The sequence below is a fragment of the Acidithiobacillus sp. IBUN Pt1247-S3 genome, assembly GCF_041146875.1.
Classification (GTDB): domain Bacteria; phylum Pseudomonadota; class Gammaproteobacteria; order Acidithiobacillales; family Acidithiobacillaceae; genus Igneacidithiobacillus.
The window spans coordinates 42539-56857 of sequence record NZ_JBFRXP010000012.1 but is presented as its reverse complement, the minus strand read 5'-3'; the positions used below and the strand labels follow the sequence as shown (position 1 = coordinate 56857).

Genomic DNA, 14319 nt, shown 5'->3' with positions numbered 1-14319 from the left:
GAACCCCGATGAATGCCGTGTTGCAAGATAACGCCGATTATAAAGTTGCTGACCTGTCCCTGGCTGGCTGGGGACGCCAGGAAGTGCGGATTGCCGAAACCGAAATGCCCGCCCTAATGCGCATCCGTGAAAAGTATCGCGCCGAGCAACCGCTCAAGGGCGCGCGCATTGCCGGTTGTATCCATATGACCATCCAGACCGCTGTACTCATTGAGACCCTGGTGGCTTTGGGTGCGCAGGTGCGCTGGTCTTCCTGCAATATCTTCTCTACCCAGGATCAAGCGGCGGCAGCCATTGCCGCGGCGGGTATTCCCGTGTTTGCCTGGAAGGGGGAGACGGAGGAGGAATACTGGTGGTGCGTGGAGCAGACCATCACGGGGCCAGGGGGCTGGAAACCGAACATGGTCCTCGACGATGGCGGTGATCTCACCGGCCTGCTGCACGAGAAGCACCCGGAAATGCTGAGCGAAATCCATGGGGTGTCGGAAGAGACCACCACCGGCGTGCACCGCCTCTGGGAGATGCTCAAGGAAGGCAGTCTCAAGATTCCGGCCATTAACGTCAACGATGCGGTGACCAAGAGCAAGAACGACAACAAGTATGGCTGTCGTCATTCCTTGAACGACGCCATCAAGCGCGCCACAGATCATCTGCTCTCTGGTAAGCGCGCCCTGGTGCTCGGCTATGGTGACGTCGGTAAGGGTTCCGCCGCCTCGTTGCGTCAGGAAGGCATGATCGTGCGGGTGACCGAGATTGATCCGATTTGTGCCATGCAGGCGTGCATGGATGGCTACGAGGTGGTGTCTCCCTACAGCAACGGCGTGGACGATGGCTCGGATGCCTGCATCAACCGTGATCTTTTGGCGCAGACGGATCTCTTGGTTACCGCAACGGGCAACTACAACGTCTGCAACCCGCGCATGCTGGCGGCACTCAAGAATGGCGCAGTGGTTTGCAACATTGGCCATTTCGACAATGAGATCGACACCGCCTACATGCGCAAGAGCTGGGCTTGGGAAGAGGTGAAGCCACAGGTGCACAAGGTCTATCGCGATACGACTGCTAGTGGCAAGGCCGATCCGGCCAGCAATGACTACTTGATCCTGCTTTCGGAAGGCCGTCTGGTTAACCTCGGCAATGCCACTGGCCACCCCAGCCGCATTATGGACGGCTCCTTTGCCAACCAAGTGCTAGCGCAGATCCACCTCTACCAGGAAGGCTTCGCCAAGCTCCCGGCGCTGGAGAAGGCCCAAGCAATCCGCGTGGATGTATTGCCGAAAAACCTCGACGAAGAAGTGGCGCGTTATATGGTAGAGGGCTTTGCCGGGGTGATTACCCAGTTGACCACGGAGCAGGCGGGGTACTTGGGCGTGCCGGTGGATGGCCCGTTCAAAAACGACGCCTACCGCTACTGATGGCCGGGCCGGAAATCTCGGTGGAATTTTTTCCACCGAAGAATCCCGCTGGCGAGGAGCGTTTGCGTGAGAGCATGGCTGCCCTGGCGGCCTTGCGTCCCGCTTACGCCTCTGTCACCTATGGGGCAGGGGGTTCTACCCAGGAGCGTACCCTGGCCACGGTGCGCCTCATTCAGCAGCAGGATGGCTATGAGGCGGTGCCACATCTGACCTGTATCGGGTCCACCGAGACAGGGATTCGCGAACTCTTGCAACAATATCGGGGCTGGGGCGTGCGCCGTATCGTGGCGTTACGCGGCGATCTGCCCGAAGGTATGGAAAACCCGGGATTCTTCCGTCATGCCAGCGACTTGGTGGCGTTCATCCGCGACTTTGGCGGTTTCGAGATTCTCGCCTCGGCCTACCCCGAGGTGCATCCACAGGCCGAACATGCCCGTCTGGATATCGACTATCTGGTGGCCAAGGTCGAGGCCGGCGTAGATGCCCTCATTACCCAGTATTTTTACAACCCCGATGCCTATCTGCAGCTGCGTGATTTGTTGGCGCGGCGTGGTGTAACGGTGCCGGTGCTGGTAGGGGTGATGCCGATCCACAACTATGAGCAGATTTCGCGTTTTTCTGCCCAGTGCGGCGCGGAGATCCCGCGTTATTTGCGTTTGTTGTTGGAATCCTACGCCGACGATCCCGAGGTACAGCGGGAAATTGCCGCCGATGCGGTGGCGCGCCAATGCAGTCTCCTGTTACGGGAAGGCGCGCCGGGGCTACATTTTTATACCCTGAATCAGGCAGACGCTACTCTGGCCATTGCGCAACGTCTGGATATTTGAGCGATTCCGCTGCGCTGATATACACTCCCAGCTAATCTCGTGCGTTCCCCTCCGCACCCAATAGTTTCTTTAATCTACAAGGAGTATTTCCATGTCGAAAAAACATCCCGTCATTGCGGTGACCGGCTCCTCGGGTGCGGGTACTACTACGGTCAAGCACGCCTTTCATGACGTCTTTCATCGCTTGGAGGTCAACCCGGTAGTGATCGAGGGCGATAGTTTTCATCGCTATAATCGTGTGGAGATGCGCGAGGCGATCGCCAAGGCCGCAGCCGAGGGTAAGACCATCAGCCACTTCGGCCCAGAAGGAAATGATTTCGGCGCCTTGGAAGCCCTATTCCGAGAGTATGGCGAAACGGGCGCCGGCAAGATGCGTTATTATGTACACGACGATGCCGAGGCAGAGCTACGGGGTAATGCGCCGGGCACGTTTACCCCCTGGCAGGATATCCCTTCGGGTACCGATTTGCTCTTCTATGAGGGGCTGCACGGTGGCGTGAAGACCGCAGAGCATGACGTCGCCAACTATGTCGATTTGCTCGTAGGTGTGGTACCGGTGGTTAACCTCGAATGGATCCAGAAAATCCATCGCGACAATGCTCAGCGCGGTTACTCGGCGGAGGCAATTGTCGATACCATCCTGCGTCGTATGCCGGATTACATCAACCATATCACCCCGCAGTTCAGTCGCACGCATATCAATTTCCAGCGCGTACCGATGGTCGATACCTCCAACCCCTTTATTGCCCGCGACATCCCCACGCCTGATGAGAGTATGGTGGTTATCCGCTTTAGTGATCATCGGGAGGAGAATTTTCCCTATCTGCTGCAGATGATCCCCGGCAGCTTCATGTCGCGTAAGAATAGCATCGTCATTCCCGGCAACAAGATGGGCTATGCGATGGAATTGATCTTGGGGCCGCGCATCGAACGGATGTTGTCGGAGCGCTAAGGTTTCTGGGTATTGGTTCTGATGATTGAGCCGAGGCCGTGTCCTCGGCTTTTTTCTGACGAACTATTGAAATTGCTCGATATCTCCGATGGTGTTATTTTTGCCGAATCAAAAGAGGGAGTATATGCGCTTAGATTCTGTTCGCCACCTGCTGGTTACGGCGATCACCGGGGCTCTCACGCTACTTTTTATGAGCGTATTGCCTGTGCACGCGTCTTCGTTGCCGAGCGTCGGCTTTTACTATGGCGGTGGTGCTGCGCCCGCGGCTTTTCGCGACTTCGATTGGGTAGTCGTGAACCCCGGCAATGAACGCCTGCCAAGCGCTTTCTCCCCCCAACAAAAAATCTTCGCCTATGTCAGCATCGGGGAAACCACGCCGGGTGACGACCGTTACGCGCAGCTCCCAAAATCCTGCGTGCTGGGACAGAACGCAGCATGGGGTGGAAAAATCATTGATCTTGCCCAGCCACAATGTCGCGATTATCTCTTGCATAAGATTATCGATCCGATATGGGCAGAGGGCTACCGAGGATTTTTTCTCGACACCCTAGACTCCTACGAGGCGGTAACGCAGGGTGCGGCACGGAAGGCGCAGGAACAGGGGTTGGTGGATCTCATTGCGGCAATCAAGGCGGCGCATCCGCAAGCCCAGTTGATTGCCAATCGTGGTTTTACAGTGTTGCCGCAAATTCACCAAGATTTGGCCGCGGTTTTGGCAGAATCATTGTTTCGCGAGTGGGATCAAGCTAGCCATAGCTATCGCGAGGTATCCGAAACAAATCGGCAGGCGCTGATCACGGAGTTGCACAAAGCGCAGTCCTATGGGTTGCCCGCCATCGTTATCGACTACTTGCCGACCAAACTCAATCGCGAGGGTTGGTGGGAGGATGCTCAGAAGATCCGGTCTCTCGGTTTCATTCCCTATGTAACGAATGCCGAACTGACGGCCGTTGGGGCCGGATTGCGTGAACCGATGCCGCGCCATGTATTGATTTTGTACAACAGCACTGGCCCAGAAGAGTACAGTGAAGCATTCGCCAATGGCGCCATGCCCCTGGAGTACCTTGGTTATATTCCGCAGTTCCAACGCTTGGCCGATGGGTTACCTAAAGTTGCATATCCTGGTGAATATGCAGGAGTGGTGCTGTGGAGTGATGGGGACCCGATTGATGATGTCTCGGGTCTCTCGCACTGGTTGCGCGAGGCGAAAAAGGCGGGAATTCCGATCCTTCTGCTTGGGGACTTTCAGGATGATCTCGACTCTGGCTTTTACCAAGCGGTAAACATGTCTCGCCCAGTATCCATGGCGGCGAATTCGGCAGAGGTTGCGAGCGCTGCGAAAGAAATGAATTATGAAATGCCAATTGAGGCCAGCACCCGGGATTTTCTCGCGGTGACTGCGCCAGAGGGTAGCCAAGTCTGGTTGCACGTGCTCGATACCGCAGGTGGGAGCGAGGATGCAGCGGCGATTACCCCTTGGGGTGGTTATGTTTTGTCCCCTTACATCTTGAGGACTCTGCCGAACAAAGATACTCGTTGGTTGATTGATCCGTTTGCCCTATATCGGGCGGCGCTGCGGTTGCCAGAAATGCCGGTTCCCGACACCACGACCGAGAGCGGGCGACGTTTGTTTATGGCGCACACCGACGGGGATGGTTTTGTGAGTCGAGCGCAATTCCCGCCCTACCATATTGCCGCTGAAGTCTATATGCACCGGATTTTGGAGAAATATAAACTACCCTTTACTGGCTCCGTAATCGTTGGCGACCTGCTTCCCGGAGACCGCGGTTTGTATCCTGCCCTCGCGCCTTTGGGCACAAAGGTGGCGCGGGAGGTGTTTCGTCTACCCTATGTGGAAATTGGTTCGCATATGTGGTCGCACCCCTTCAATTGGCCGGCAATTGAGGCGGGTAAGGATTATCCTGGTATCAATTTGCTGCCGGTCCCCGGTTACAAATTTAGTCCCTACATGGAAGCAGTAGGTGCGGCAAAATGGATCGATAAACACCTCGCACCGCCCGATAAACAGGTCGTGATCGATCAATGGTCGGGTGACTGTGAGCCAGATGCGCAGGTGGTGGGCCTAGCCTATGGTGCGGGGCTAATGAACATCAACGGTGGTGACAGTTATATCAGTAAGAAAGACCCGAGTATCACTGCCGTCCCACCGATTGGGATCTTTCGCGGTAAATGGCTGCAAGTGTTTGCCCCCGACGCGAACGAAGACTATTTTACTAACCAGTGGCACGGGCCGTTCTGGGGCTATATCAACGTCATTCAGACCTTTGAGATGACCAATAAGCCCCATCGTTTGAAACCAATCGACATCTACACGCACTGGTATACGGCGACCAAGCTTGCTTCTCTTTCGGCGCTGGAGAAGGTGTATGACTGGGTTCTGACGCAATCCATCACCCCCACGTATGTCGCAAATTATGCGCATATCGCCAACAATTTCTTTACCATTCACATCGCACGACAAGGCGATGGTTTCTGGATCGGCAATGCCACCGATTTGCGTGAGCTACGTATGCCGAAAAGTCTTGGCTATCCGAATATTTCGTCTAGTTCAGGAATTGCTGGCTATAACGACACGCCGAATGGTGCCTATTATGTTCACATGGATGGTCAAGATTCGGTATATCTGGCCCTACAACCCAGTGTTCCGAAGGTGCCCTACATTATCAGCGCCAACGCCCCGATCAGCGCATTTCAAGAAAATGCCGGTGGTTTTACGGCGCAATTGGATGGTTTTGTCCCAGTTCAGCTGCATCTTGCCAACATCCAGGGTTGTCAGCTGCAACTGAACGGCAAAGTAGTGGCGAGTTCCGCACAGCTACAAAGCAGCGCACCGCATGCACGCGTCGATGTCCACTGCCCCGGAACGTGATCGGCTTGCAAATCAGGCGCGTCTGCTGCGACCAGCAAGCGTACTGTTGTTTGTTGCGATCGTGCTTGCAGTCATATTTGGCGTGGCCTGGCAGTATGGTTGGCATGGACGTCTTTTCTTTCAGGAGTCTGCTGCCGATGCCCGGGCGCAACTGGAGAGCGCCGAACTGATGTTGCGTAGTGGTCAATATCCGGCAGCACAGCGACAAATCGCTCCAATTCTGCGGGACCCGCGGGGGCCGATGTATCGTCAGGCGCGGCTGCTGCAATGGCGGATTGCCAAAACCCAGGCTCTCGCCATTCCGGCGGATTCACCGGCTCGTCAGGCGGCTATGCTGGCGTTGCGCCCACAGCTGGCAGGATTGTTCGCGCTGGGCGATTGGTCAGTCGACCAATGGCAAGGTTTTGCACAAGATGCGTTCGCCCTGGGTGCCTATGAACTCAGCGCACAGGCTTGGTCAGAAGCAGCCAAGCTGGATCCACAGCAGCGGACCGCTAACATGCTTGCCGCTGTCCGCGCTTGGGCTGCGGGCAATCAGCCCGCAAAGGCGGGTGATTTACTTTTGCAGCTCGCGGAGCAGAGCCAAAATGGCGCGCAGCAGAAAGCATTTTTCCTGCGAGGACTTGCCTGGCTAGAAGGCGGAAAAGGTGCGGAATCGGCCCTGCAAGCTGGGCAAGCGACTTTGCAGAAGTTGCCAGCATTGTGGCACGACCACGATGTCGTGTTGTCCATGGCGCGCTTGGCCTTGTCCGCCGGGCGCCCGGAGCTGGCAGCGCAGTGGCTGCATCGCGAGTTGCTGCGCGCGGCGCCCGTAAAGAAGATGCCATGAGGCTGCGAACATTCCTTGTTGGGTTGGTGCTGACGTGTCCGGCATTACCGACATTTGCGACTACGCTGCCTACGGACTGGTGGAAGGCGCCGGGCAGTCTCGCCGCCGACGATGCGCAATGGCGGGCGAAGTATCTAGCGCAAAAAGAGGTAGCGAACGCCTTCGCGGCAGAACTGCAAGCTAGTCAAAAATCCGGGAAAGGGATGAGTTATCTGGATCAGGGCGGTGCATCACCATCCTGGTACAGTCCGCCTTTAGTGGTGCAGCCCTTTCCGGCGAAATATTCGCAAAAGCTTTATGACTTGGCCTATAGCGCCTTTTTGCAAAGCCACAATCTCAACGAGGCTTATCGCCTAGCCTATACTGCGGTCGAGCAACGGCCCGATGATCGCCTGTGGCGGCAGCGACTGATCGAGGTCGCAGGTTGGTTAGGTCAGCGCGAAGAGGTTTTACGCCAACTCCATTGGCTGGTAGAGCATGGTGATGCAGCAGCACAGGAAAAAGCGGTATCGCTGGCCCTGACCTTGGCACGCCCCGATATCGTTATTGCCATGCTCGCGCCTGCGGCGCGCGCCCGTCCGCTCAGCGATGCACAGTGGAAATCGCTGATTTACGCCTACGGCGAACTCGGCGAGCCGGAGCGCGCTTTGCGAGCTCTCGACTTTGCTCTCCAACACTTTGGCTCGCGGCACTATTTGTTGAATCAAAAGGCCTACCTCAGCTACCAGATGGGGGATATTGAGACCAGTCTGCGTGCATTGCAGCGCAGTGCCGGGCACTATGGTTCCAGCCCATCCTTGGCGATTGATGAGGCGCATTTGTTATCCATGCAGGGGAATTATCGACTGGCATTTGCCGCATTGGAGCGGGTGCGTGCGCAGGCGACCCTGGAGGATGTTCCATTTTGGCAACTGTACGCAGTTTTGGCCTGGGAATTACATGATAATTCCGCCGCCTTCCAGGCGGAAAAAACGCTATATCTTCTCGGCGCCGCAAACCAATACGATTTGCAGCGCTTGGTGCTATTGAGTGGAGAGAAGCAGCCCGAGGCGGCTCTCGCGGTTGCCTTGCAGGGCTGGAAAAAATATCAGCTCCCGCTCTTTTATTTCGAAGGGTTATATTACGCAGCGACAGCCAAGCAATGGGAGACCCTGGGGGGGCTCTTACAAGCAGTCGAAAAATCGGACCCCGACGGTGTGCGAAATTTCCCCGCGTATTGGCTGGCTATGGGGCAGTGGGCTAATGCACGTTTGGATTATCGCGTTGCCGGATTTGCCTATGCGCAAGCCCTCAAGCTCAACCCCGAAGATACCGTGGCAAAAAATAATCTGTTGTGGATGCTTATTGATAGTGGACAGGTGCGTACCTTGCGAGCGCTTTTGGTGGGCAATACGGTGCAACCGGAGCCGGGTATGCGCGATGCGGTACTCAACGCTCTGGAACGTCTGAATCTGAATCGCCAAGCCCTGCGCTTGGCTGCAACTCTCCCGCCTGCGGTGCCAAGTGAGCGAGCAACACGTTTGCTCAATCAAGCCTCGCTCTGGGGTAGCGTCGGACAGACGGGTCTGGCTTGGGCCTTGCGCCGCCAGGCGGCCTGGCAAAGTATGCAGGACTTACGCGTCAGAGACGGAGGTGCTCGATGAGACGTACAGAGGTAAACGTCTTGGCACTGTTGACGGCAAGTATCTGTTTTTATTCTGGAGTGACTCTTGCTGCTGGCGAACGTAATCCCCCAGCTTCGGCCCAACCTGGCACCAGCGATGGAATCGCGGTGGGCGAAGACCATTTGCCTCCGGCAAGCAGAGCGGCGCCCAACCTAGAAGTGGTGCAAAAACGCGATACTCTGCATACCCTTGCCGATGCCTTGGCTGCATCGCCTGTGGGCGGTAATGTGACCCGTTCCGTGTTGCTCACAGCAGCACGCCAGGGTGATTTTTTGCCGGCAATATCCTGGAGTCTGGCGCATGGGTACTGGGGTTTAGCGCAAGTGCTGATCGCCAATAATCCCCAGCCCACACCGCGCTGGGCACGATTGAGCCTCGCCCTGCACACGCACGATTCGTCTGCTTTGGCTCATCTCTTGCGCCACCCGCAGGACTTACCAGCGCGTGACCGTATGCAGGCGCAAATGGACCTTGGGCGCTACCGCCAAGCACGGCGTGACGCATTATTGGTGCTACAAAAGGGCCCGTTTGATCGCCTACTGCGCCGCCAGTATCTGGAGGCGGTACGGGAAAGTGGCAGTTATGTCGATTTGGCGGGCAGTTGGCAGAGTTTTAATGGTCTCAACTTGTATGGACCTCGCTTGCGCGGACGTCTTGCCTGGAGTGACCGCTGGAGCCTGATTTTCGACGCCGATGCCTTGTCGCAATCCGCGTCTGCCGCCTCACAATTACTGCGTGTGCCGGCCTGGAGTAGCCGCGATTTGCTTGGACTGCGCTGGCAAGATCCGCGTTGGCAGATTGAGGGCTTGGTAGGAACCTATCGGGGAGAACGAAGCACTGTGAGTGGACGTTTTTCTCTCGGGTGGCAGGCGACAGACAACGGCGAGTTGTCGGCAAATTTCGATTATCACGATCGCAGTTTGCAAAGCCCAGCCCTCGCGGTTGCGGGCATGACGAATCGTATCGATCTGCAGTGGGCACAGCGATTTGGATCCTGGTTGGGCAACATCACGGGGGGATGGAGCCAATATCAGGGGCAGGATGGCAAAGCGTTGGGAAGCGATCGATATGGCGAAGTTTCCTTACTTTGGCGTCATTCTCTCGGTCCTTGGGAGCTACAGCTTGGACCGTTTGCAGATTATCACAACCTTACGCGCGTCAGTCAGTTGCAAGGGGTGCTTGCTGACGTAATGCAGCCAGATGCCCGGAACCCAGATCTTGTTTTGCCGGGGAGCTACGCCGATGTTGGGCTACGCATGCAGTGGGGAGCCTGGCAGCGCTCCCTGGCCAGTGATTGGTCCCCGTACTTCGCCCTAAGCGTTTATGAAAACACACGCTTTGGCCCGCAGTATCAGGTCGATGCGGGTGTTAGTACCGCAGTCTTTGGGCCAGATCGACTACGTATTGGCTTTGCCCAAGGGCAAGGCGGGAATGGGCTTGCTTTGAATCAGCGCATGGTGCGCGTCGGGTATCGTTTTTATTTTTAAGAATCGCAGGGAGAAATGATGATGAATTGGCGCGCAGTGACAGTGTCTTTGGGACTGATGGTTCTGCTTGGTGGCTGTGCAGGAATGAACGTAAAAACCGCCAGCCCAATCGCAAACAACAAAGGGACCACGTGGGCGGTACTTCCCTTTGCCAACAATACCGAAACGCCTATGGCAAATGCCCGCGCGGCGGCGATAGCAGCGGGCATTTTGCAAAGTGAAGGGCGGCCGGTGCTGGGGAACCTGCCCATCAGTACCCGTACTGAGGCCCTTCTCGGCGGTGACTGGAAGCAGGAATATGCCGGCGCTTTGCGCGAGGCACGCGCTGATGGTGCGCGCTATGCCTTGGCGGGAAGCGTAGATGAATGGGATTATCGGGCGGGTATCAATGCTGAGCCGGAAGTAGCTGTGACCCTCTGGGTGGTAGATGTTGCCAGTGGTAAAGTGGTCTGGAGCGGCGTGGGTAATGCCCACGGCGGGAGCCTCGGGCGTGGTGGTACGGGTGGTGTTGCGCAGCACTTGATCCAGCGTCTTCTCGGTCGCGCGTTGCATTGAGACTGAGACTAGCATGGGTATGCTGACGGTGCTGCCACGGCGGGGCGAGGGCTGGTTCGAGGCAATTCTGTTGCCGGTTCTCGCCTTATTGCTCAGTAATTTTCTCAATCCCCAGGATCCCCTGCTGCTCGCACAGGATTTTCCCTGGTTACTGATCATCCCGTTGTTGATTGCCTTACGCTACGCCTTTCTCCCGGCGCTGACTTCGTCGGTGATATTGGCAAGCGTCTTCCTCTGGCACCCCTATCCACTGGTACAGGGCTTAGCGGTTGCCGCCGGGACGGTGTTGGTGGTACTCATTGCCTCGGAATTCAGCGCATACTGGTCACGACGCGAGACGGGACGTGCGCTCGAGGAAGAAATTACCGCAACCCGTCTACGCCAACTTGCGGATGACCTATACGTTACCCGGGTATCGCTCGATCGCTTGGAACAAAGTCTGCTTTACCAACCGGTTTCCGTGCGCACTGCGGTAGAAGAGCTGCGGCAAAGCTTGGCTGCTAACCACGGTGTCTTGAATCAAGAGATTGCCTCGCGCGTTTTGTATTTCCTGAATCAACTTGCGGGCGTACAAGTTGCTTCTTGGTACGCTTGTAACGGTTCGGGTACAAGCCCCAATTTGCTTGCCAGTTTTGGTAACGTTGTTAGCTTGGACGATGCAGATCCGGTTTGGCGGCAGGCACTTGCCGAGGGTCAGAGCCAAAATATCGCTGGCTTGGAATTGGGGCAGATTCAACAATATCTAAGCGTTCATGTATATAAAGATAAAATGGGAGTTCAGCACTGTCTTGGCATTGAAGATATGTCTTTTTTTGCCATTAGTCGCGAAAATCTGCAGATCATCGAAGTCTTGTTCCAATATTTGTGCAATTATGCCAGCGCGATCCAGTTTTCGCAGCAGGTGTTGCAGCGTTGGCCTGATTGTCCGCCGGAGTTTGCTGTTGATCTCCTGCAACTGCAGCGTTTGGCTGGGGTTGTGCCGCAGGTGGGGTTTTGCATTCGCTATGTTTTCCTAGATGGCCCAGAAGTCGAAGCAGTTGTGCGCAAGGTTCAAACCTTGCGCCGTGGGCTGGATGTGCTGTGGTTGCACCGTTCTGATAGCAGGCTGTATTTATTGGTGCTATTACCTTTTTCCGGTCCGAGCGCGGTCGACGGCTACTTGCAGCGAGTGGAAACGCGGATTCGGGAATGCTGCCCCACGGATTGGGAAAAAATGTTCCAACGTCGTGATTCCTTGCAGATAGATCGAAGTGAGGCGGTCACCCAAATTCGTGCGTTTCTCGAAGAGCGAGAGCCCGGGTGATTTTGCTCGCTATCCTCTTTTTCCTGGTAACGCTGGCCGCTTCACTCCTGGCGAGCATCATCGCGCCGCGGGAAAAGATGTGGCACGGCTGGTCGCCGACCTGGCTATTGTTTTTATTGCTCTGTGTTTTTCTCCTTTTTATTGGCGCAGTGCTTGCCATAAGTTATGCAATTGCCCTACGTTCGGTGCGGCGACGTATTCACACGGCTGAAGTCGAGCCTATCATCGTACCGGTACCAGCGCGGGATTCTCGTTTGCGTATTTCTAGCGTTTCTCAGGGTGCTGTGGCAGGCCGTTTGCGAGGATCCAGGGATCCGAGTCAACGGGTGGAAGCGCTTTCACAAATTGTTGCCTCGCGCTTTGCCGAACAGACCCGCTTGTTGCGTAGTGCCTTGCGAGATGAAGCGGAAGAAATTCGTTTACTTGCGTATGCGGCGCTGGATCAGCGCGAGCAAGAAAATACAGAACTCCTGTTGCAGCTACAGGAGGAGATCGAGCGTAATTCCGACCCCCGTCTCCGGCGGCGTCTGCAAGAATATTTGGCTTGGCTGCGCTGGAACATTGATCATGCCGTTTCACGTGAGCTTGCCGAACCAGATACACGGCGTGAGACGCCGCTGCCCATGCCTGAGTCAGGAGGTCAAGCGGAGGTGCTGCCGGCCATGTTGGAAGGGTTACGTGCGCTAGAAACAGGCAATACGGCTAAGGTGTTAGAATTCCTTCAGCAAGCTGAGCAAGAAAATATCGCACCGGCTGTGATAGCTCCCTACCGTGCGGCGGCCCTGTATTTACGGCGCGATATATCAAGCCTGCGTAAGCTCTACGGCCATCATCCTGAATTGGCTCTCTCCGCGCGCTATGGTGCATCCTATCGTTTTTGGGTGGAGAGGTGCGACTGATGATGCATAAATCGGCGAGTTCCGTGGACATCCTTCTTCTCCTTGAGGGTACGTTTCCCTACGTACGTGGTGGGGTGTCCTCTTGGGTGAACCGGATGATACAGGGGTTTCCGGGACATCGCTTTGGCGTAATTTTCTTAGGCAGTGCCCGCAATGAGTATATGGCAAAACCCTATGCCTTGCCGGAGAACGTAGACTATTACGCAGAATATTTTCTCCATGATAGTGCTGAGCTACCCCATAAACGATTCGGTGCGACGGACTTGGCGACTAGTTTGGAGCCAGTGGAGGTTGCCCATGCACAGATGAGAAAATGTATCGCTGGTAAGCAGGAAGACCTTGATCTTGGTGCTTATGCGAATAATTTTTCTGTAAACCAGCAAAATTTCCTTTATTCTGAAAAGATCTGGGAGTATTTTCTCGCGCGCTATGCGGAGATTCCCGACCAGCCACCATTTGTCGACTATTTTTGGACGATCCGCGGTATGCATGCACCGTTGTGGGTGATCCAAAACGCGCTGGAAAAGGCACCGCAAGCAAAGATAATGCACTGCCCATCGACCGGCTATGCAGGTTATCTTGGGGCACTGCTCAGCCATCAGCAAGATCGTCCGCTGATCCTCTCGGAGCATGGTATTTACACTAAGGAGCGGCGGATTGATTTGATGTTGGCCCGCTGGATTCAGGAAGATGAGGAATTTTTACAACGAGCTGGGCATATCCATTATTTGCGGCAACTTTGGATCAATTTTTTTGCCTTGCTTGGACGGATCAGTTACCGGCAGGCCGATAGCATCATCAACCTCTATGCGGGCGTTATTCCATTGCAAGTCGCCGATGGTGCCAGTCCAGAAAAACTGCAAACCATTCCCAATGGAATAGCCGTGGAGAACTTCATTTCTTGCCGCAAAGCTTATGCGCAACGGCAGGATGTAGTAGCCTTGATTGGGCGTGTGGTGCCGATCAAGGACATCAAGACCTTCATCCGTGCCGCAGCGGTGGCCCGTGACCAGGGGCGAAGTACCCGCTTTTGGATTGTCGGTCCCACGGAGGAGGACGAGGAATATTTCACCGAGTGCACGATATTGCTGCGCCATCTCCAGCTGCAAGAACAAGTAAAGTTTTTGGGGTTTCGTGCCGTAACAGAAGTATTGCAAGAGGTGCGACTTACTGTGCTGAGCTCCATCAGTGAGGGACTTCCCCTTTCCGTACTCGAGAGTTTCGCGGCCGGTGTGCCAGTGGTAAGCACCGACGTTGGCTCCTGCCGAGAACTGATCCTGGGCGCAGATGGGGCTCACCCTGCTCCGGCAGGGAAGGTGGTGCCCATCGCGGAAGCACAGGCGTTGGCGAAGGCTATTTATGAGTTGCTGGACGATACTGCAGAGTGGCAGCGTTGTAGCGATCAGGCAATCTTGCGCGTAGAGAGTCAGTATCGGGAGGAGCAAATGTTTTCTGCTTATCGCCACCTGTACGATCAAGCCCTGCGAGGGAGCTGAGT

General features: G+C 55.7%; 11 protein-coding genes. All 11 read left to right on the top strand.

The features are described from left to right. Positions 1–8 precede the first annotated feature (8 nt). The 11 genes from ahcY (at position 9) to pelF (ending at position 14317) form a co-directional block, all read left to right on the top strand. Positions 9–1415, top strand: coding sequence for an adenosylhomocysteinase (gene ahcY / locus AB4090_RS09765; RefSeq protein ID WP_369573682.1), 1407 nt, complete (start codon positions 9–11; stop codon positions 1413–1415). Next, positions 1415–2242 carry a methylenetetrahydrofolate reductase [NAD(P)H] gene (metF, locus tag AB4090_RS09760; RefSeq protein ID WP_369573681.1) on the top strand — a complete coding sequence of 276 codons (828 nt, stop codon included), beginning with the start codon at positions 1415–1417 and terminating at the stop codon, positions 2240–2242. The genes ahcY and metF overlap by 1 nt, the downstream gene beginning before the upstream one ends. 91 nt (positions 2243–2333) lie before the next feature. Beyond that, positions 2334–3194, top strand: coding sequence for a phosphoribulokinase (locus AB4090_RS09755; protein WP_369573680.1), 861 nt, complete (start codon positions 2334–2336; stop codon positions 3192–3194). A 124-nt stretch (positions 3195–3318) separates the two neighbouring features. Next, entirely contained in the window at positions 3319–6084 is a 2766-nt protein-coding gene (locus tag AB4090_RS09750) for a bifunctional glycoside hydrolase 114/ polysaccharide deacetylase family protein (protein ID WP_369573679.1), read from the top strand. After that, positions 6050–6913, top strand: coding sequence for a hypothetical protein (locus AB4090_RS09745; protein WP_369573678.1), 864 nt, complete (start codon positions 6050–6052; stop codon positions 6911–6913). Before AB4090_RS09750 ends, AB4090_RS09745 begins: the two co-directional genes overlap by 35 nt. Beyond that, positions 6910–8556: a tetratricopeptide repeat protein gene (locus AB4090_RS09740; protein WP_369573677.1), complete on the top strand. Its 1647-nt coding sequence runs from the start codon at positions 6910–6912 to the stop codon at positions 8554–8556. The genes AB4090_RS09745 and AB4090_RS09740 overlap by 4 nt, the downstream gene beginning before the upstream one ends. Then, entirely contained in the window at positions 8553–10064 is a 1512-nt protein-coding gene (locus AB4090_RS09735; RefSeq protein WP_369573676.1) for a hypothetical protein, read from the top strand. The genes AB4090_RS09740 and AB4090_RS09735 overlap by 4 nt, the downstream gene beginning before the upstream one ends. A gap of 18 nt (positions 10065–10082) precedes the next feature. Next, positions 10083–10619 carry a hypothetical protein gene (locus tag AB4090_RS09730; protein ID WP_369573675.1) on the top strand — a complete coding sequence of 179 codons (537 nt, stop codon included), beginning with the start codon at positions 10083–10085 and terminating at the stop codon, positions 10617–10619. Positions 10620–10632: 13 nt separating this feature from the next. Then, the gene (locus tag AB4090_RS09725; protein ID WP_369573674.1) at positions 10633–11922 is read left to right on the top strand and encodes a PelD GGDEF domain-containing protein; all 1290 of its coding nucleotides are present in this window, start codon (positions 10633–10635) and stop codon (positions 11920–11922) included. After that, positions 11919–12821 carry a hypothetical protein gene (locus tag AB4090_RS09720; RefSeq protein WP_369573673.1) on the top strand — a complete coding sequence of 301 codons (903 nt, stop codon included), beginning with the start codon at positions 11919–11921 and terminating at the stop codon, positions 12819–12821. The genes AB4090_RS09725 and AB4090_RS09720 overlap by 4 nt, the downstream gene beginning before the upstream one ends. Further along, positions 12821–14317, top strand: a complete 1497-nt coding sequence (pelF, locus tag AB4090_RS09715; protein WP_369573672.1) for a GT4 family glycosyltransferase PelF — start codon at positions 12821–12823, stop codon at positions 14315–14317. Before AB4090_RS09720 ends, pelF begins: the two co-directional genes overlap by 1 nt. Positions 14318–14319 lie beyond the last annotated feature (2 nt).

What these genes read in the sequence shown, in the direction of transcription:
- ahcY (WP_369573682.1), top strand. Translation starts at nt 9, where the DNA reads ATGAATGCCGTGTTGCAAGATAACGCCGATTATAAAGTTGCTGACCTG.
- metF (WP_369573681.1), top strand. Translation starts at nt 1,415, where the DNA reads ATGGCCGGGCCGGAAATCTCGGTGGAATTTTTTCCACCGAAGAATCCC.
- AB4090_RS09755 (WP_369573680.1), top strand. Translation starts at nt 2,334, where the DNA reads ATGTCGAAAAAACATCCCGTCATTGCGGTGACCGGCTCCTCGGGTGCG.
- AB4090_RS09750 (WP_369573679.1), top strand. Translation starts at nt 3,319, where the DNA reads ATGCGCTTAGATTCTGTTCGCCACCTGCTGGTTACGGCGATCACCGGG.
- AB4090_RS09745 (WP_369573678.1), top strand. Translation starts at nt 6,050, where the DNA reads ATGCACGCGTCGATGTCCACTGCCCCGGAACGTGATCGGCTTGCAAAT.
- AB4090_RS09740 (WP_369573677.1), top strand. Translation starts at nt 6,910, where the DNA reads ATGAGGCTGCGAACATTCCTTGTTGGGTTGGTGCTGACGTGTCCGGCA.
- AB4090_RS09735 (WP_369573676.1), top strand. Translation starts at nt 8,553, where the DNA reads ATGAGACGTACAGAGGTAAACGTCTTGGCACTGTTGACGGCAAGTATC.
- AB4090_RS09730 (WP_369573675.1), top strand. Translation starts at nt 10,083, where the DNA reads ATGATGAATTGGCGCGCAGTGACAGTGTCTTTGGGACTGATGGTTCTG.
- AB4090_RS09725 (WP_369573674.1), top strand. Translation starts at nt 10,633, where the DNA reads ATGGGTATGCTGACGGTGCTGCCACGGCGGGGCGAGGGCTGGTTCGAG.
- pelF (WP_369573672.1), top strand. Translation starts at nt 12,821, where the DNA reads ATGATGCATAAATCGGCGAGTTCCGTGGACATCCTTCTTCTCCTTGAG.